This is a genomic window from Brevibacillus sp. TJ4, from assembly GCF_044627595.2.
Taxonomy (GTDB): Bacteria; Bacillota; Bacilli; order Brevibacillales; family Brevibacillaceae; genus Brevibacillus.
In genome coordinates, this window is record NZ_CP185865.1 from 2,877,467 (window position 1) to 2,893,991 (window position 16,525).

The 16,525-nt window shown below is 54.3% G+C and carries 15 protein-coding genes; 1 reads left to right on the plus strand and 14 read right to left on the minus strand.

Annotated elements, in window-relative coordinates; all coding sequences use genetic code 11:
* Nucleotides 1-53: 53 nt before the first annotated feature.
* The 10 genes from ACAF76_RS14200 to ACAF76_RS14245 form a co-directional block, all read right to left on the minus strand.
* Nucleotides 54-1,571 carry a tripartite tricarboxylate transporter permease gene (locus tag ACAF76_RS14200; protein ID WP_400164165.1) on the minus strand — a complete coding sequence of 506 codons (1,518 nt, stop codon included), beginning with the start codon at nucleotides 1,569-1,571 and terminating at the stop codon, nucleotides 54-56.
* A gap of 12 nt (nucleotides 1,572-1,583) precedes the next feature.
* Nucleotides 1,584-2,090, minus strand: coding sequence for a tripartite tricarboxylate transporter TctB family protein (locus ACAF76_RS14205; RefSeq protein ID WP_400164166.1), 507 nt, complete (start codon nucleotides 2,088-2,090; stop codon nucleotides 1,584-1,586).
* A gap of 9 nt (nucleotides 2,091-2,099) precedes the next feature.
* Nucleotides 2,100-3,143, minus strand: coding sequence for a Bug family tripartite tricarboxylate transporter substrate binding protein (locus ACAF76_RS14210; protein WP_400164167.1), 1,044 nt, complete (start codon nucleotides 3,141-3,143; stop codon nucleotides 2,100-2,102).
* A 113-nt stretch (nucleotides 3,144-3,256) separates the two neighbouring features.
* Entirely contained in the window at nucleotides 3,257-3,694 is a 438-nt protein-coding gene (aroQ, locus tag ACAF76_RS14215) for a type II 3-dehydroquinate dehydratase (protein ID WP_400164168.1), read from the minus strand.
* A 12-nt stretch (nucleotides 3,695-3,706) separates the two neighbouring features.
* Nucleotides 3,707-4,567 carry a sugar phosphate isomerase/epimerase family protein gene (locus tag ACAF76_RS14220; protein ID WP_400164169.1) on the minus strand — a complete coding sequence of 287 codons (861 nt, stop codon included), beginning with the start codon at nucleotides 4,565-4,567 and terminating at the stop codon, nucleotides 3,707-3,709.
* 43 nt (nucleotides 4,568-4,610) lie between these two features.
* Nucleotides 4,611-6,041 (minus strand): aldehyde dehydrogenase family protein, encoded by a 1,431-nt coding sequence (locus tag ACAF76_RS14225; RefSeq protein ID WP_400164170.1) that lies wholly within the window; start codon nucleotides 6,039-6,041, stop codon nucleotides 4,611-4,613.
* Nucleotides 6,042-6,072: 31 nt separating this feature from the next.
* Nucleotides 6,073-7,839 carry a thiamine pyrophosphate-binding protein gene (locus tag ACAF76_RS14230; protein WP_400164171.1) on the minus strand — a complete coding sequence of 589 codons (1,767 nt, stop codon included), beginning with the start codon at nucleotides 7,837-7,839 and terminating at the stop codon, nucleotides 6,073-6,075.
* Between the two features lie 8 nt (nucleotides 7,840-7,847).
* Complete coding sequence (locus ACAF76_RS14235) at nucleotides 7,848-8,837, minus strand: zinc-binding dehydrogenase (protein ID WP_400164172.1); 990 nt, start codon at nucleotides 8,835-8,837, stop codon at nucleotides 7,848-7,850.
* 65 nt (nucleotides 8,838-8,902) lie between these two features.
* A complete protein-coding gene (locus tag ACAF76_RS14240; RefSeq protein WP_400164173.1) occupies nucleotides 8,903-9,751 on the minus strand; it encodes a citryl-CoA lyase in 849 nt (282 codons plus the stop codon).
* Between the two features lie 115 nt (nucleotides 9,752-9,866).
* Nucleotides 9,867-10,754 (minus strand): LysR family transcriptional regulator, encoded by an 888-nt coding sequence (locus tag ACAF76_RS14245; protein WP_400164174.1) that lies wholly within the window; start codon nucleotides 10,752-10,754, stop codon nucleotides 9,867-9,869.
* 234 nt (nucleotides 10,755-10,988) lie between these two features.
* On the opposite strand from ACAF76_RS14245, the gene ACAF76_RS14250 reads away from it, so the two are divergent.
* On the plus strand, nucleotides 10,989-11,540 hold the full coding sequence (locus tag ACAF76_RS14250) for a shikimate kinase (protein ID WP_400164175.1): 552 nt from the start codon (nucleotides 10,989-10,991) through the stop codon (nucleotides 11,538-11,540).
* Nucleotides 11,541-11,648: 108 nt separating this feature from the next.
* Here ACAF76_RS14250 and ACAF76_RS14255 read toward each other — a convergent pair whose 3' ends face one another.
* From ACAF76_RS14255 to ACAF76_RS14270, 4 genes are all read right to left on the minus strand, one after another.
* Nucleotides 11,649-12,677 (minus strand): LacI family DNA-binding transcriptional regulator, encoded by a 1,029-nt coding sequence (locus ACAF76_RS14255; protein WP_400164176.1) that lies wholly within the window; start codon nucleotides 12,675-12,677, stop codon nucleotides 11,649-11,651.
* 98 nt (nucleotides 12,678-12,775) lie between these two features.
* The gene (locus ACAF76_RS14260) at nucleotides 12,776-14,488 is read right to left on the minus strand and encodes a methyl-accepting chemotaxis protein (protein WP_400164177.1); all 1,713 of its coding nucleotides are present in this window, start codon (nucleotides 14,486-14,488) and stop codon (nucleotides 12,776-12,778) included.
* A 114-nt stretch (nucleotides 14,489-14,602) separates the two neighbouring features.
* Nucleotides 14,603-15,880: a TRAP transporter large permease gene (locus ACAF76_RS14265; RefSeq protein ID WP_400164178.1), complete on the minus strand. Its 1,278-nt coding sequence runs from the start codon at nucleotides 15,878-15,880 to the stop codon at nucleotides 14,603-14,605.
* Nucleotides 15,871-16,452: a TRAP transporter small permease gene (locus ACAF76_RS14270; RefSeq protein ID WP_400164179.1), complete on the minus strand. Its 582-nt coding sequence runs from the start codon at nucleotides 16,450-16,452 to the stop codon at nucleotides 15,871-15,873. Before ACAF76_RS14270 ends, ACAF76_RS14265 begins: the two co-directional genes overlap by 10 nt.
* Nucleotides 16,453-16,525 lie beyond the last annotated feature (73 nt).

The following is a 16,525-nucleotide window of genomic DNA, read 5'->3' on the forward strand; positions in this document are numbered from 1 at the left end:
AAGAACCCCCCATCAAAATGAGAGGGGATAAGCTCGATTGGCTATCTGATTATTTATCCAGCGTGATTGTTATCTGCCGGCTTTTTGAAAATTTGTTGCTTCAGCTTTTTGAAGACCGACGTTTGCGACAGGATGGTCAACAGAATGACGATGGTCAGAATCAAGCTGATCGGGTGGGCAAACAAACTGCCCAAAAAGCCGAGGATGCTTCCTTCTTCCGATATAATTGCCCGGCGCAGGTTGCTGTCCATCTGCGGTCCGAGAATAATCCCCAGCACCATCGGCCCCGTCGGAAACTTGTACAATTTCATTAAATAACCAATGACCCCAAACGCAATCATCCAGTAGACGTCCACGACGCTGTTATTGATTCCGTACGCACCGATGACCGTAAAGAAAATGATGATCGGCATCAGGATGTGTTTGGGAATCAGGATGACCTTGGCGAAGAAGGAAACCGCGGATACGCCCCAAATGACGATAAACAGCAGGGAAGCGGCAGCCGCTCCGAGGATGATCCAGAAAATATCAGGCGATTCCAGCATCAGCATCGGACCCGGCTTGAGGCCGTGAATCGTCATCGCACCGATCAGTACGGCGGTGACGGCATCTCCGGGAATTCCCAGGGTGAGCATCGGGATCATTGCGCCGCCATTGGTCGACATGATCGCAACTTCTGGCGCGACGAGTCCTTCATAGGCGCCTTTACCGAACGGACGGGTCGGATTTTTCACTGTCTTTTTGGCATGGTCATACGCGATCAAAGAGGAGATTTCTCCTCCTGCACCCGGCAGAATTCCTACTACAACACCGATAATCGCGGTACGAATCGTCAGCGGCAAAAATTTGATCAGGTAGATCAGCGGAGGAAGCAATTTTCCGATCACAACATTCACTTTGGTTTTGCCCAGATTGTGCAATTGGATCAGCACTTCGGACAGGCCGAACAAACCGAGCATGCAGGCGATGTAGTTAATCCCGCTCTTCAACTCCAGGTTGCCAAACGTGAATCGCTCAACGCCTGTCAGCGCATCCATGCCGACCATTCCCAGCGTCACGCCGACACCGGCTACGAAAATCGCTTTTGGCATAGACCCCTCGCTCAATCCTCCGACGAGCAACAAGCCTAAAAACATGATCAGGAAATAGTCGCGGGCGGCGAAGCCCAGGGCCAGCTCGCCCAAATACGGAGCCGCCAGACCGAGAAACACAAGCCCGATCACTCCCCCGATCGCTGCGTAAATCGTCGAGATGCCGATCGCGATCCCCGCTTCCCCTCTTTTGGTCAGGGGGTAGCCGTCAAAGGTAGCAGCCAGCGATGAGGCAGAGCCGGGAATATTGACCAGAATCGCGGAGCGCGCTCCACCGTAAACACCGCCGAAATAGACGGCAATCATCGTGACGATCGCGGCAACCGTATCCCAGGTGTACGTCAAGGATACGAGCAAGGTAACCGCCATCGTCACGGACAAGCCGGGCAAAAGTCCCTTCAGTACGCCAAACAGGGTACCGAGGGCGATCAGGATGAACAGTTCAATATCCAAAAAAGGCACAAGAATCTGATCTAGCATCTTATCCTCTCCTTACGAAGGAAACACAACATGGAAGACGTGGACGAAGATATAGTAGAACCCTACTGATAAAATCGCGGAAATGATAAAACTTCTGATAATCCTTTGCCTGTTGAGCAAAAGCATGGCTCCAAAGAGAAACACAAAGGACAGAAACATAAAGTTGAAGTAATTCATCAGCACAGCGAAGAGGATGACAATGCCTGTAAACACGAGCAGGCGAATGTTGACCTGCTTTTGCGTAATATCCTCTTTTTCGTACAAATCTTCCATCTCTTCATCTGTTTCCTCAGCCTGCTTGTGCTTCTTGATCGCCGCTTCTGTTGCGGGAGAGGAAGACTCGCTCCCTCTCTTCGCAATCAAAATCGCGCAGATCAACATGATTACTCCCACCAGGGCCGGGAAAAAAGAAGCGGATGAAGGGTCAAACACACTCTGCTCGTCAATGTTGTAGGCCATTACGATAATGGCAACGCTTACCAGTATGAGGAGTGAGGAAATCAATCTACCCGCTACCATGTCATCACCCTAGTTCTTTTTTTCAATATTCAAATCTGCCGGGCTTACTTTTGCCGCTCCGGCATCTTGCAGCAGCCATGCGGTCGTCGATTGCCAATCTTTCCAGTATTGCACTGCTTCCTCACCGGAAAGTCCAACCGAAACAGCTCCGGAATGTTTCAAGAAGTCCTGAAAGTCAGGGTCTTGCTGGGCCAGTGCGAACTTCTCGACCAAGTATTGCTTGATTTCGTCAGGCGTGTCATTTTTCACCCAGATGCCGTAGAACGGTCCCCACGGGAGGAATTTTTCCATTTCCGGCAGCAGTTCTGTAACAGCCGGAACGTCTTGCAGGTCTTCGATGCGCTCGTCATTGATGACGCTGAGGACGCGTACTTTACCCGCTCTCGCATTTTCGATAGCAGCAGGGAGAGCCAAAACCGAAGCATCCAGATGTCCGCCGAGCAAAGCCGTCAGGGCAGGACCATCACCGTCAAACGGAACCATGTTGTACTCGGTCTTCGTCACGGTACCCAGCATCGTCGTCACCGTAAACGGCAGTCCACCAGGTCCGGTCGATCCCATTTTCACCTTGCCGGGGTTGGCCTCAGCGTCTTTCAGCAAATCTTCCAATGTTTGATAGGGGGAATCTCCAGGGACGACCACTGTAGCGATTCCTCTGGCCAGAATGTTGACCGGGTAAAAATCCTGGAATCCGAGGTCGGAAATGCCCAACACTCCGTAAAGGGCCGGGTTTTCTGCGGCGAACAGCAGCGTGTAGCCGTCCGCTTTCTTGTCGTTGACGTACTGGACGGCGATGGCACCGGTCGCACCTGGTTTATTCGTCAGAACGAGAGACTGATCCAGGTGTTTTTCAGCCAACGGGCCGATTTTGCGGGACATCGTGTCCAATCCTCCGCCTGCTCCCCACTGGATGACACCGGTAATGGTACTGGTCGGATAATTGGCTCCTTGCGCTCCTCCTTGGGCATTTCCCGATGAGCCGCTCTGCGAGCCGCACCCGGCCAACAACAGCATGCTGAAAGCGATTACAGAAACGAGTGACTGTCGAAGCATGATCATTTCCCCCTGCTCTCTATTTTTTATAAATTTTAAAATTTTTAATGAAATGAATTATATACGAAAGTTCTCATTCTTTCACTTCTAATATCTTTTTTATCGATAGAGTTTCATTGACTAGCAGAAACGGCAGCCCGCAGTCCGAGCAAATAGCTGTCTACGCCAAAGCCGCAAATTTGCCCTTTGGCGATTTCCGCGAAGACCGATTGGTGTCGGAACGACTCCCTGGCGTGGATGTTGGACATGTGTACTTCGATAATCGGAACGGTGAGGATCGCGAGTGCATCGCGCAGCCCGTAGCTGTAATGGGTCCAGGCCCCGGCGTTGATGATCACGCCATCAACGCCGTCCAAAAATGCCTGGTGGATGCGCTCGCACATCTCGCCCTCATGGTTGGTCTGGAAGCACTCGACTTCTACCCCCAGCTCGCTCGCCAATGCGTGCAGGCGCTCGTTGATCTGCTCCAGGGTAACGGTGCCGTATTGCTGTGGGTCGCGTTTTCCGAACATATTGTGGTTAATACCGTGCAGCATCAAAAACTTTTTCATCGCTACCAACTCCTAGGCCAAATTCTTTTCTCTCGTTTTGCGTTGTACACCTGTCTGGTTATCGACGTATGTTGCAAAATACTCCTTCGCCGATTGCAGGCAGCGGCGGGCGTGCTCGGCAAAACCGAGTTCCCGGGAGCGCTCGGTGTGCGGCAGTTCAATCGAGCAGGGGATCGACGGCATGCGATTGACGATTGCGGCAATATCGATCCCGCCTTCGCCGACATACAGGCGCGCCTCGCGCAAGATCCGCGTCATTTCCTCGCGGGAATCCGGAATTTTCCCCGGAGCGTCGCAGAGATGCAGGAAGCGGAACCACTCGCGCGGGACTGCATCCAGATCCTCTACCTTGTCGCCTGAGCGGTGGAAATGGTGAATGTCGATCATCAGACCGGCATTGTCGCGCTGGACAGCGTTCAACACGTCGAGCACGCCGGCGAGTGTGGAGACGCTTGCGATCGGTACGAATTCCAGCTCTACGGTGAGCCCGAGCGGTTTCGCCAAATCGCACAATTCGGCGAAGCGCTCGATGGCGAAGGAACGATCGTCCGTCCAGATGCTGCTCAACACATGGCGTCCGCCCAGCTCGGCTGCTGCCTCCATCGCCGGAAGGTATTGCTTCGGATCGACACCGTCGTAAATTCTCGCCAGCTCGATGTCGAGCAGCCCGAGCCCCGTATCGGACAGCGCCTTTTTCGTCTTTTTCATCAGCTCGGGATTGTCTGACAGCGAGTAGTTCGGTTCGCCAGGAAGCCCCATGTAAATTGGACGCAAGCTGACGAAATCATATCCGGCGCGCGCTGCGATCTCAATCATCTCATCCGGCGGGCAGCCCAACACGGTCAGATAGGCGAGCGAAAATTGTCTGGTCACTCGTTGTTCCCTCCATTCATGTGGTCAAGCGTTCAGATATCGGTTACGCCTCCAGCGCCGGGTCGTAAAACTCACCGAACAGCTCTTCATCAGATGGTTTGTCTTCGGGAATCGGACGGGAGACCCAGGTGGTGTTCATGTAATGTTTCAGGTGCACGTTCTCCGATACGATATTTCCGCCCCACGTTCCGCAGCCCAAACTGGACGTCATCGGCATTCCGTTGTTGAATGCGCCCGCGTTTGCCTTGGATTGCGGCTGGCGAACCATGATCCGGCTGACCGGTGCAGCCAGGGCCAGACGATGGATGTGATCGTCGTCGAAGGAGTAGATGCCGCAGGAGTGGCCTTTTCCGCCGACTTCGTAAATGGCGCGCATCATGTCCAGGGCATTTTCAAATTCTCCCTCGTATTTGTACACTGCCAGCAGCGTGGTCAGCTTCTCGCCGGAGAATGGATGCTCTTTGCCGATGCCATCGCCTTTGACGATGATAAACTTGCGGTCTTCGGGAATGGAGAACCCGGCAATCTCCGCCAGCTTTTGCGGCGCGAGGGCTACGGTCGTAGGCAGGCGGCGTCCATTCTCATCCCACATTACTGCGCGCAGTTTCGCTTTTTCTTCTTCGTTGGCCAGGTAGCCGCCAACCTTTTGCAGCTGGTCCAGCATCTCGTCGTAAATTTTGTCGCTGATGATCAGATTGCCGTCCGCCGAGCAGCCAGAGCCGAAGTCGGAAGTTTTGCTGAGCATCGTGTTGCGAGCTGCGTCCGCAGTGTCTGCCGTCTCATCGATAATCATCGTGGCGTTGCCCGCGCCAACACCATAAGCTGGCGTTCCCGAGCTGTACGCGCTCTTCACCATGTCCTTGCCGCCGGTAGCGAGAGCCAGGTCCGCTCTCTCCATCAACGCCTTGGTCATCGGAATGTTGACATTGGTCAGGCACTGCAAAATGTCTGCCGGCGCGCCTTCCCGCTCCAGCGCCTCGCGCATCAGGCGGACGGTTTCAAAGGAAGTCTTCTTCGAGCGCGGATGCGGCGAGAAGATGACGACATCGCGCGCCTTGATCGCGTAGATCGCTGTGCCTGCCGGCGTCAGGTCCGGGTTGGTGGTCGGAACGATCGAAGCGATGATACCCGCCGGTTTGGCGTATTTGACGATCCCTTTTTCCGGAATTTCCTCGATGATACCCACGCTCTTCTGGCGCAGTGCATCCCGCAGGACACCGCGAATCTTGAAGCGTTTGTTCATGCGGCTGACCGGATCGCCCAGTCCGCTCTCTTCGATCCCCATGTTGACCAGACGGGCAAACGTCTTTTTATTGGCTACAGCCCACGCTACTGCCTGGCACAAGCGATCGACCCGCTCCTGGTCGTACGTTTCGATAATCGCCAGCGCTTTTCTCGCCCGCTCAAAAGCGAGATCAAGCTCTTGTTTTTGCTCCTCTGTCAATTCAGTGGCTCTCACTTTAACCTCTCCCATGTGTGCAAACCTCCCTGGCTTCTGCCTCTATTTATGCGTCTACCGCTACGTGATGGACATGTTTGTCCGGAGAATAAATGTCCATGATGTTCCAGTGACCCGCGGTAGGAGTCGGAATATTCTGCATTTGGACGTCGATAACAAACGGTTTGTTGGCTTTGATTGCCGTCTCCAGCACTTCTTTGAACGCTGCTGCCGACTCGATCTTCACGCCGTCGATGCCATAGGCGCGGGCGATTGCTGCGTAATCGGGCGAGTATGGCTGTCCGTCGCGTTTGAACAGCGTGCCCAGGGTCGTGCCAAAATGCGCTTTCTGCAATCCGGCAATCGTCCCGAACGCGTAGTTGTTCATAATCACCCAGATGACCGGGATGTTTTCCTCTGCTGCTGTCGCCAGCACTGCCGGATTTTGCCCGAAGCCTCCGTCTCCGACGAGGGACAGCACGACGCGGTTTGGCTGTGCCAGCTTGGCACCGAGTGCAGCCGGAGCGCCGAAACCCATCGTCGCCAATCCTCCCGGCGTCAGCACACTACCCGGCTCATAGATCGGGAACTGCTGGCCTACACCGTTTTTGTTCCAGCCCACATCCGTCGTGATGATCGCATCGCGCGGCAGGACTTCCCGCACCTCTTGCAAGATCCGCTGCGGAGTCATCGGGAAGGCGTCAGACTGGATGTGCTCCTGGTTCAGCTTTTGGAATTCAGCGCGGTTGGCGGCAATCTGCTGTTTTTGCTCTTCGTTTTGTCTGCCCTCGGGCAACAGTACCTTCGCCACGCGGTTGAGCACCTTCAAAGCCTGCTTCAAATCAGCGACCGCCCCGATTTCCACCGGATAGTTTCTGCCGATTTCACTCGGATCGATGTCGATGTGAATGAGCTTCGTCTTCGGAATGTCAAAGGTGTACTGCTTTTCCCACGAGCTGGCATCGGCCTCGGCAAAACGAGTCCCGAGCGCCAGGATCAAATCGGCATTGCGGGTTGTGTCATTGATAAATTTCGTACCCCAAAATCCGGTCATGCCCAGCGTGAACGGATGATCGTCCGGCAGTGCCCCTTTGCCCATCAGGCTGTGGGCGACCGGAATGCTCAGATGGTCGACCAGCTCCCGCAGTTCATCCGCAGCATCCGCGATCAGAATTCCTCCTCCGACGTACAGGACCGGCTGCTTGGCTGCGATCAACTTTTCCACGATCCGCACAGCGGTATCCTGGTCCAGCGATGGCTTGTGCAATTGTTTCGTATGGTGCTTGACGCTGGCAAACAGCTCTACATCGATCTCCATCGAGAAAATGTCCATCGGCACGGAGACGAGTACCGGACCCGGGCGCCCCGTTTCCGCCAACTGAAATGCCTTTTCCAAAATTTGCGGGAAGAGATCCGGGCGATCGACCCGCCATGCGCGTTTCACAAACGGACGGTAGATCTCGTACTGCGAGGCATCTGCGTGCAGGTTGACTTCCTGATGCGGATGCTTCCCGTAGTAGTGGCTCGGCACGTCGCCGGCGATGACGACCATCGGGATCGAGTCGAGCGCTGCATTCGCTACCCCTGTCGCTGCATTCGTAAGTCCCGGACCGAGATGGCTGAGTACGACGGCAGTCTGCTTTTTCGCTCGCGCATACCCGTCGGCGATATGGGCTGCAATCTGCTCGTGACGCGTATTGACGAATTTGATGCTGCTGTTCTCCAGTGCGGTCAGGACCGCGATGTTGGTATGTCCGCACAGACCAAAGAGGTGCTCGACTCCCCGGTCCTCCAGATACTTGACCAACTGGTGAGAGATCAGTTCTTTTTTCATAAGCAAGGCTACCTCCTAAAATCAAGAATGATTTTTCCATAATCGCCAGAAAAAGCGCTTTCATATGCCTGTTTGAATGAGGAGAGCGGCATGATCTTGGAGATGACGGGCTCGACGGCAAAATGCTCGTTGCGCAAATATTCAATCGTTTTCAAAAAGTCGTCGGGAAACGAATAAATGATCGATCCGTAGAGGGTAAGCTCGCTGCGTACCACATGCGCTACCGGAAACGTCGCTTCCTGGGTAATCCCGACCAGCACCATCGATCCTCCCGGTGTGACCAGTTGTATCCCGCTTTCGATCGACGATTTGGTACCGGCAGCTTCGATGACCACATCGAATGTCTCTCCTTGCAGCTCTTCAGGCAATACGGTGCGAACCTTGTGCCCCATTTGCCGGACCACTTCCAGCTTTGCCGGGTTGATGTCCACGGCCGTCACATCAGCGCCGAGGAAGCTCGCCAGCAGGACTGCCAGCTTGCCTTCGTTGCCGCAGCCGATGATCGCGACCGAAGTGCCTTTGCCCAGCTTTACTTTCTGGAAGGCGTGTACGATGACGGCGAGCGGTTCGATCAGGACCGCTTTTTCATCCGGCAAATCGTCCGGAATCGGCAGTACGAACCGGGACGAAACGACGATCTCTTCGGAAAAGCCTCCGTCCGTATTGATGCCCATCGATTTCTTGTGCAGGCAGATGTTCGTTTTGCCCATCCGGCACTTTACACACGTTCCGCAAAACGAATTGGGCAAGACGACGACTCGCGTGCCAGGCGGATACAAGGCTTCTGTTCCCGCCTCGACGATCACCCCCACGACTTCATGTCCCGGCCGAACCGGATAGGTCGCGTACTGGACAGCTCCTTTGAAAACGCTCAGGTCTGTGCCGCATATCCCGCCGTAAACCAGTTCAATTTTGACCTCGTCGCCGCAAGGGCTGGGCAGGGATGCGCATTCGCGCAATTCGATCTCAAACGGTTTTTTCAATAAAAGTTCCAACACTTGCTCCACTCACCACCTGGTTTCTCTGTATCTGGTGTTATCCGCTCCCTGGTATGAAGCCTCTCTTACTCTCTATCCGCAGGATCGAGATGGCGCAGTGCCGGACCGGAGTAGCGAACCAAGTCATCCCGGTTCGGGCATGGACCTTTGATCAATACCTGGTTTTGCAATTCTTCAAATGCGTGGGCGACGATTCCCATCCCCCGGGACAGGGCGAAAACTCCTTTCGCTGCTTCGGCTGGAATCGCCAGCTCGCACTGGATCGCAGCCGCAACTCCATCGATGTTCATCGTCAGCTTGCGTTTTTTCCGTTCGGCCAACTGGCTTCGGAATTCTTCCGCCATCCGCAGGTACGTGCCGGAAATTTCGCCTTCTTCGACGAGCGCTTCGGCGAGAGCGTACAGCCTTTTGATCCGGGGATCGTCATCGTGAAGCTGGTGACCGATACCGGCGAGTTTTTCGCCGCTTTGCTGCAACAGGTCGAGCTGCTGTGCCACCACTTCGGATAGCGACTTGTTCGGATCGGCTGCAAGCAGGGTATTTGTCTGATAGAACAGCTTCATCGCCTTCTCTGCCGCACCGCCGTGAATGTCGCCCAGGACATTGATCCCTGTTGCGACGCATGAATTAAAGGAAATCCCGCAGGTAGCCGCCATTCTCGCTGCAGCAATCGACGGAGCTCGCGGACCGTGATCCGCACCTGCTACTAAAACGCTTTCAAGCAATCGCGCTTTTTTGTCGCTCAATACCTCTCCGCACAAGAGCAGGTACAACATCTGGCTGTAGGACAGCGTCCCGATCAGCTCTTCGATGGGATAGCCGCGAATGATAATTTCATTTTTTTGAATGCCGCTAATTTGCGTATCCCACCAGACTGCTCCGTTGGAATAGGCGTCCAGAGCACTTCTGCCCATCGTGTTCCCCACCTCTCTTCACTTCTTTGTACTTCTTGCTCACAGTATAGCGGGGTTTTATGTATTAATAAAATGAATAAAACTCATGGTTTCCATGAGTTTTAAGAATTCCTAATTATGTGCTTTTTCTGCCTAGTTCGATAAATCGCTTGAAATTGCTGACGGCGGGCGACATGTAGCGATCGGATCGCCACACCATTTGAATCTGTCTTCGGCAGCGCGGCTTTGACACTGAAAGAAGCGAGATTTTTTCCAGATCAAGTCCGGGAATATAAGGGATCAGCGCCACCCCGAAATTCGCTCCTACGAAGCCTGCAATCGTTGCGTCTCCCACCCCTTCAAACGAAACATTCGGCGTAAATCCCGCTTCCTGGCAGAGGTTTACGATCACTTCCCGAATCCCGCTCTCCTGTTTGTAGAGGACAAACGGCTCGTCGGCGATCTCGCGCAGCTCCACTTCCTTGCGTTCGGCCAGGCGATGCTTTTTGGGCACGATCAGAAACAGCTCTTCGTCGATTGCCGGCACCATCTCGATATACTTTTGCCTCATCTGCTCGTTCGGGGTACAAAAGCCAAGGTCGATCTCGCCCACTTCCAGCAGATTCATAATTTTGCGGGTGGAGTCTTGTGTCAGTTGAAACTGGATACCGGGGTACTGCTCGCGAAATTCACCGATCAAATCGGGCACAAAGCTGGAGCCGAGCGTATGGATGAAGGCGAGCGAGATGCTGCCGTGATACGGATCGTCCAGGTCGCTGATCTCCTGCTTGGCCATGGTGATTTCCTGAAGGGCCCGGTTCACATGCGGCAGGAGAATCTCGCCGTACCGGTTCAGCTTCACCCCGCGTACTTTGCGGTCGAACAAGGGCACCCCCAGTTCTTCCTCGAGCTTGGCAATCGAGCGGCTGAGCGCCGATTGGGTAAGTGCCAGCTCATCTGCTGCCTTCGTAAAGTTTTGATGCTTGGCTAATGCCTGAAAATACTCAAGCTGCTGCCACTCCATGATGATCCCCCCAACCATTGCTTTTGCGAATAAGGCGAATTGTGGACCTCTTAGCCTACAGTCTACCATCGTCTGCTAGGAGCTGAACAGGCAGTTGCAGCGAACAAAGACAGAACGTGAATCTCCAGCACTCCAATAGGAATTGACACACGCTGCTTGCGCACATCATAATAGACCCAGGAACGCATGTAGCGACTGCCGACATGACAATGTGGATAGAAAGAGAGTTTGCCAATGACAGATCATACGGATATTCCGATTCGCGAAAAAAATATCGCCTTTATCGGCTTTATGGGCGCAGGCAAAACGACGATCGGACAGCTTGTGGCCAAGAAGCTGTATCGCGACTTCATCGATATTGACCAGGAAATTGAAAGACAGCACAATATGCCGGTACCCCAGATTTTTCAGGAAATGGGCGAACCCGCTTTTCGAAAAATGGAGCGGGAGCTGATCGTCTCGCTTTGTACCAACACCCGTCTGAAAATCATTTCGCTAGGCGGCGGCGCGTACTTGCAGGAAGAGGTACGCAAGGTGTGCCTGTCCCACTGCATCGTGTTTTTCCTCGACTTGTCGTGGGAGTCGTGGAAGGAGCGGATTCCGCTCATCATCGACAGCCGTCCTGTCCTGCAAAACAAATCGCTCGCTGAAATCGAAGAGCTGTTTATGAGCCGCAAAAGCGCGTACTCGATCAATCACTCGCAAGTTTCCACGAGCCAATCGGACCCGGATACGGTAGCCGAACAGATCGTCGAATCGATCAAGCTGGCCTGGGAGCTGTATTGACCAAATTCCCGGCAAACAAGAAAAAAGACTCCCTTACCCTGGCGAATCGTGGTGCGTTCCACCTTTCGCAAGGGACATGAGGGAGTCTTTTTTGTCAGCAGCACACGCTCAGCCCGCATCGGGAGAGCATGATTCGCGCACGACCAGCTCCGGCTGCAAAATAATGCGCTTGGGCGGCTCATCCAGCCCCTTGATCCGCTGGTGCAAAAGATCGGCGGCATGCGCTCCGACCAGTTGTGGCGTCGCTGCAATCGTGGTCAGGCTCGGATTGTAAATTGCCGCTTCTTTGATGTTGTCAAAGCCGACGATGGCAAGGTCCTTGCCGGGTACCAGCCCTGCTTCCTTCAACCCGTGCATCACGCCGAACGAAACGACGTCATTGTAGCAAAAAGCCGCTGTCGGCGGATTCGGGCTGGTAAGGATTTTGCGCAGCGCCTCTACCCCTCCCTGCGTCGTAGCCGGCCCCTCGACCCACAGCGACGTGTCGAAGGCAATCCCCGCTTCCTGGTGGGCAAGCTGATACCCGCGGTTCCGGTCCTTCCAGGCGGTCGAGTCGGCAGGTCCGCCGAGAAAGGCAATGCGCGTATGACCCAGCCCAATCAGATGCTCCACTGCCATCTTCCCGCCTGACACGTTGTCGATTCCGACGTAATCGCAATGCGCCCCCGGTATATCCTTCGCCACCAGGACGACGGGAATGTCCCATTTGCGAAGCCCTTCGATCACTTTCGGCGTGCTTTTGGACACCGGACTGAGGATGACTCCGCCCACCCTGTACTCCAGCATCGTCGACAGCAAGGCATCCTGCTTGTCCATCAGATCAAACGTCGTGCCGAGAATGACCGAATAGCCGTCCTTGTCCAGTGATTGATGCACACCTACGAGCAATTCGGAGAAAAACGGGTTATCCAGCTCGGTAATCAGCAGCCCTACGGTCGAGGAGTGCTGCGAACGCAAATTGGCCGCTACCCGATCATACACATAGCCCAGCTCCCGCATCGACTCCAGCACCTTCTTGCGCGTCGCCTCGGAAATACTGGTGCTGCCGCGCACGATCAGCGAAGCTGTAGCCCGAGACACGCCAGCGTGCTCGGCTACTTGCTGAAGCGTGACGCGACGCGGTTTTTGTCGTTTCACGATTGGATTCACCTGCTTGCCATTTAATGTAAGTATGCGTATCCACTGTTATTCTACCATTCCTATTGGCGCGCGGATAGGAATGGTTTTGCTGTTTGCTATACCGTAAATTGCCCGACCAGTCGTTTCAGTCGCTGGGAGACTTGGGTCATTGTGGAGATGGAATCGACCATTTGCTCCATGACTACATTTGCGTCTTGTGCCACTTCACGCGACTGCTTCGCGCTCTCGGAAGCTGTCGTCGCCACATGCATGACCGTATCGACGGACTGGAGAATTTCCTCTGCTCCTGCCGACATCTGCACAGTAGCTGCCGATACTTCGTGAACCTGCGAGGTGACCTTGTCGATGGCGACATGGATGTGCTGGAACGCTTCACGCGCCTCTTCTGCTGCTTGCAGGCCGACCTGCACATTTTTCGTTTCCGCCAGCATGAACGAAGAGACTCTGGTCGTCTCCTGCTGCAGCTGCTGGATCATCTTGGTGATCTGTTCGGCTGCCGATCTCGTCTCGTCGGACAGCTTGCGGATTTCCTCTGCCACGACAGCAAAGCCGCGACCGTGCTCAGACGCCCTGGCCGCTTCAATCCCCGCGTTGAGCGAGAGCAGGTTCGTCTGTGCGGCAATGTCGCTGATCACCTTGATGACGCTTCCAATCGTCTGGGCGCTCTGATTCAGATGGAGGATCAGTTCCGATGCTTTCAGCACGTTGTTGGACACGCCTTCAATGCTGGTCATCGATTGTTCTACGATTTCTTTTCCTTTTTCCGCGGTTTCGCGTGAAAGGTTGGCAGTAGCCGTCGCTTCCTGGGCGCTCGCAGAAATTTGCTGAATGCCGGATACCATCTGTGTCAGGCTGGCCGACGCAGCGGAAATACTCTCCACCTGCGATTCCGAACCGACAGCGATCTGTTGCACGCTGGAAGCAATGTTGCTGCTTGCCACACTCGTCTGTTCGGCTTGCCGGAACAGCATGCTCGCCGTCTCCGCTACCGTCTGCGCGTCGTGCAACACTTCCTTCATAATTCCCTGTATCGTCTCCAGCATCCGATTGCATGCCGTCGCCAACTGCCCTACTTCGTCACGCGAATTGATCTCCAGGCGCTGGGTCAAATCTCCCCCGGCGTTGGCAATGTCGTTGAGCCGCTTTTGCACCTCCTGGATCGGCAGCGCGATCATTTTTCTCAGGAAGAAACCAAACATCAGGGAGAGGAGAATTCCTACTGCGATCAGCACAATCGTAAAGAGCTGCGACTGGTCGAAGCGGACAGATGCGTTGTGATACAGCTCCTTCGACTGCCCGTCCTGCAGTTCTACGAGTGCAGCAATTCTCTCCTCAATCGCTGTTTTTTGCGAGGCAGCGCTGCCGTTCAGCTTGAACATCAGTCCCTGCTCATCGCCGTTTTTCACCAGAGCCAGCGCTTCGTTCATACTTGACTGATACGCTTGCAGCAAAGTGTCAAGCGCATCGACGAGACTGCGCTCCTCAGGTGTTAGCGATGTTTGCCCGTATGCGTTCAGACTGTCTTGTGCGTTCTGCAAATTGCCGAGGACGCTCTCTTCCAGCTTCGCGTAATCTTGCCGAAGTGTCGCGGCGTTGACGAGCAGCACAGCGTTCTCCGAGATCGCCTTGTTGACCTGCATCAGTTGGATAACTGGCAAGAACCGCTGCTGGTACATCGCTTCCAGGTCTTTGTTCACCCCTACCAGTGTCTGGTTTCCCAAAAAGCCAATCAAGGCCATGACCAAACAAATGACGGTAAAAATAAGGACAAGTTTTTTCGAGATCGTGATGTGGGAAAACCATTTCATGGATATCACCTCTTTTTTTAAAGTAGTTTCAAAATTCTACCTCTTTCGATGATTGTACACGAAAAACCTATCCAGCAGGATAGGAATTTTCGCGATTTTCCATGAATTTTGTTTTCACGTCAACCACTCGAGCGGCACCAAAACGATCGATGGGAACAAAATCAGAAGAATCAGGATGATCAGCTCGACCAGCAAAAACGGCCAAATCCCCTTCAAAATATCTTCCATCCCGATTTTGCCCACCCCGCAGGCGACATTGAGTACGGTTCCGACCGGTGGAGTCAGCAGCCCGATGCACGTATTCAGTACGAACAATACCCCAAAGTAAACCGGATCAATCCCGGCCATTTTAATAATCGGCATCAATACCGGCGTAAGAATCAAAATCGTCGGTGTCGAATCCATCGCCATCCCCACGAGCAGGATCATGGCGTTAATGGCCAAAAGCAGCAACAGCGGGTTATCGATGAGCGGAGCGAGCAGCGTCCCCATCGCTGCCGGAACATTCGCCACGGTAATCAGCCAGGCCGTTACCATCGCCGCCGCGACGAGAAACATGACGACACTCGTCGTCTTGGCCGCTGCGACCAGGACGTGGTACAGGTCTTTCCACTTCAACTCGCGGTAGATCACCAGTCCGACAAACAACGCGTAGAAAGCGGCCACGACTGCAGCTTCTGTCGGGGTAAAAATTCCTCCGCGCAGCCCGGCCACAATAATGACTGGCAGCATCAGCGCCCAGATTGCCTGGCGCCCTGCCTGAAAGACCTCTTTCCACGATTTGCGCGGATACACCTCGACATCACTGTTTCGCATGACCAGCCACCAGGTGATCATCAGGCCAACCCCGATCATCAGCCCGGGCACGATCCCCGCCATAAACAGCTTCGTGATCGATACGCCGCTCGACACGCCAAAAATGATAAACGGAATGCTGGGCGGAATCAGCGGTGCGATAATGCCGCCCGATGCGATCAGCCCGGTAGAGCGGTTGCGGTCGTACCCTGCCTTGATCATCATCGGGATCAGGATCGCCCCCAATGCCGCCGTATCGGCTACAGCAGAGCCGGACAGCCCTGCAAACAGGACGCTGGCGACGATCGCGACATACCCCAGCCCTCCGCGAATATGCCCGAAGATCGACATTGCAAAACGGATGATGCGAGAGGAAATACCGCCTGCATTCATCAGCTCCCCCGCCAGGATAAAAAACGGTACCGCCATCATCGGGAAGCTGTTTGCTCCGTTAACGAGATTTTGTGCGATGATCTGGCTGTCAAAAATACCGAGATAGAGCATCAAAGCCACGCCGCTCACCAGCAGGGCCAACGCAATCGGGACTCCCAGCGCCATCACACCGACCAACGAACCGACAAAAACAGCTAATGACATGTATCCTTACCCCCAGCAGCAGACTGTTTTTGATGCGCCGCCGATGCATCCTGCCCGGCAGGTGGCGATTCTTCCTGTGATTTCTCCACCCCTGTAATCGGTGCCGTCTCGTTTCGAAAGAGCACGCGGTACAGATTGACGAGGATGATGAAGCCCATCGCGATACTCGTGACCATGCCGATCCCGTACACGTATGACATGGGCATCCCTGTCGCCGGAGCAAGGGCACTGGTGCTGACCAGAGTTGTCCGCCAGCTTCCGTCGAAGACAAGCCAGAGCACGTACAAGACGAGCAGATTGCTGATGATGTAGACCACTCTTCTGAGCGGAAGAGACAGTTTTTTTACAAACATGTCCACACCCAGGTGCTGGTTGTCCTTCAATGCCCCGATAGCCCCGAGGAATGTCAGCCATACGAACAGGAAGCGAGACATTTCCTCTGACCAGGTGATCCCGGAGTCAAACGCGTAGCGCAGCAACACATTTCCAAATACCAAAATGGCCATGCCCGCCAGGCATACCGCCATCAAGACGTCAGTTGCCTTGGACAACAGTGTAAAAACCCTTCCCATCGTTGCTCCCTCCTTGCGAAGAAAAAAGGGAGGAGTCAAACTGAATCCTCCCTGCGTTCCACTCACGTCCGCA

Excerpts from the sequence above, each read along its gene's own strand:
- ACAF76_RS14270 (WP_400164179.1), bottom strand. The coding sequence starts at position 16,452 with ATGGGAAGGGTTTTTACACTGTTGTCCAAGGCAACTGACGTCTTGATG.
- ACAF76_RS14250 (WP_400164175.1), top strand. The coding sequence starts at position 10,989 with ATGACAGATCATACGGATATTCCGATTCGCGAAAAAAATATCGCCTTT.
- aroQ (WP_400164168.1), bottom strand. The coding sequence starts at position 3,694 with ATGAAAAAGTTTTTGATGCTGCACGGTATTAACCACAATATGTTCGGA.
- ACAF76_RS14245 (WP_400164174.1), bottom strand. The coding sequence starts at position 10,754 with ATGGAGTGGCAGCAGCTTGAGTATTTTCAGGCATTAGCCAAGCATCAA.
- ACAF76_RS14240 (WP_400164173.1), bottom strand. The coding sequence starts at position 9,751 with ATGGGCAGAAGTGCTCTGGACGCCTATTCCAACGGAGCAGTCTGGTGG.
- ACAF76_RS14200 (WP_400164165.1), bottom strand. The coding sequence starts at position 1,571 with ATGCTAGATCAGATTCTTGTGCCTTTTTTGGATATTGAACTGTTCATC.
- ACAF76_RS14225 (WP_400164170.1), bottom strand. The coding sequence starts at position 6,041 with ATGGGAGAGGTTAAAGTGAGAGCCACTGAATTGACAGAGGAGCAAAAA.
- ACAF76_RS14205 (WP_400164166.1), bottom strand. The coding sequence starts at position 2,090 with ATGGTAGCGGGTAGATTGATTTCCTCACTCCTCATACTGGTAAGCGTT.
- ACAF76_RS14260 (WP_400164177.1), bottom strand. The coding sequence starts at position 14,488 with ATGAAATGGTTTTCCCACATCACGATCTCGAAAAAACTTGTCCTTATT.
- ACAF76_RS14230 (WP_400164171.1), bottom strand. The coding sequence starts at position 7,839 with ATGAAAAAAGAACTGATCTCTCACCAGTTGGTCAAGTATCTGGAGGAC.
- ACAF76_RS14210 (WP_400164167.1), bottom strand. The coding sequence starts at position 3,143 with ATGCTTCGACAGTCACTCGTTTCTGTAATCGCTTTCAGCATGCTGTTG.
- ACAF76_RS14265 (WP_400164178.1), bottom strand. The coding sequence starts at position 15,880 with ATGTCATTAGCTGTTTTTGTCGGTTCGTTGGTCGGTGTGATGGCGCTG.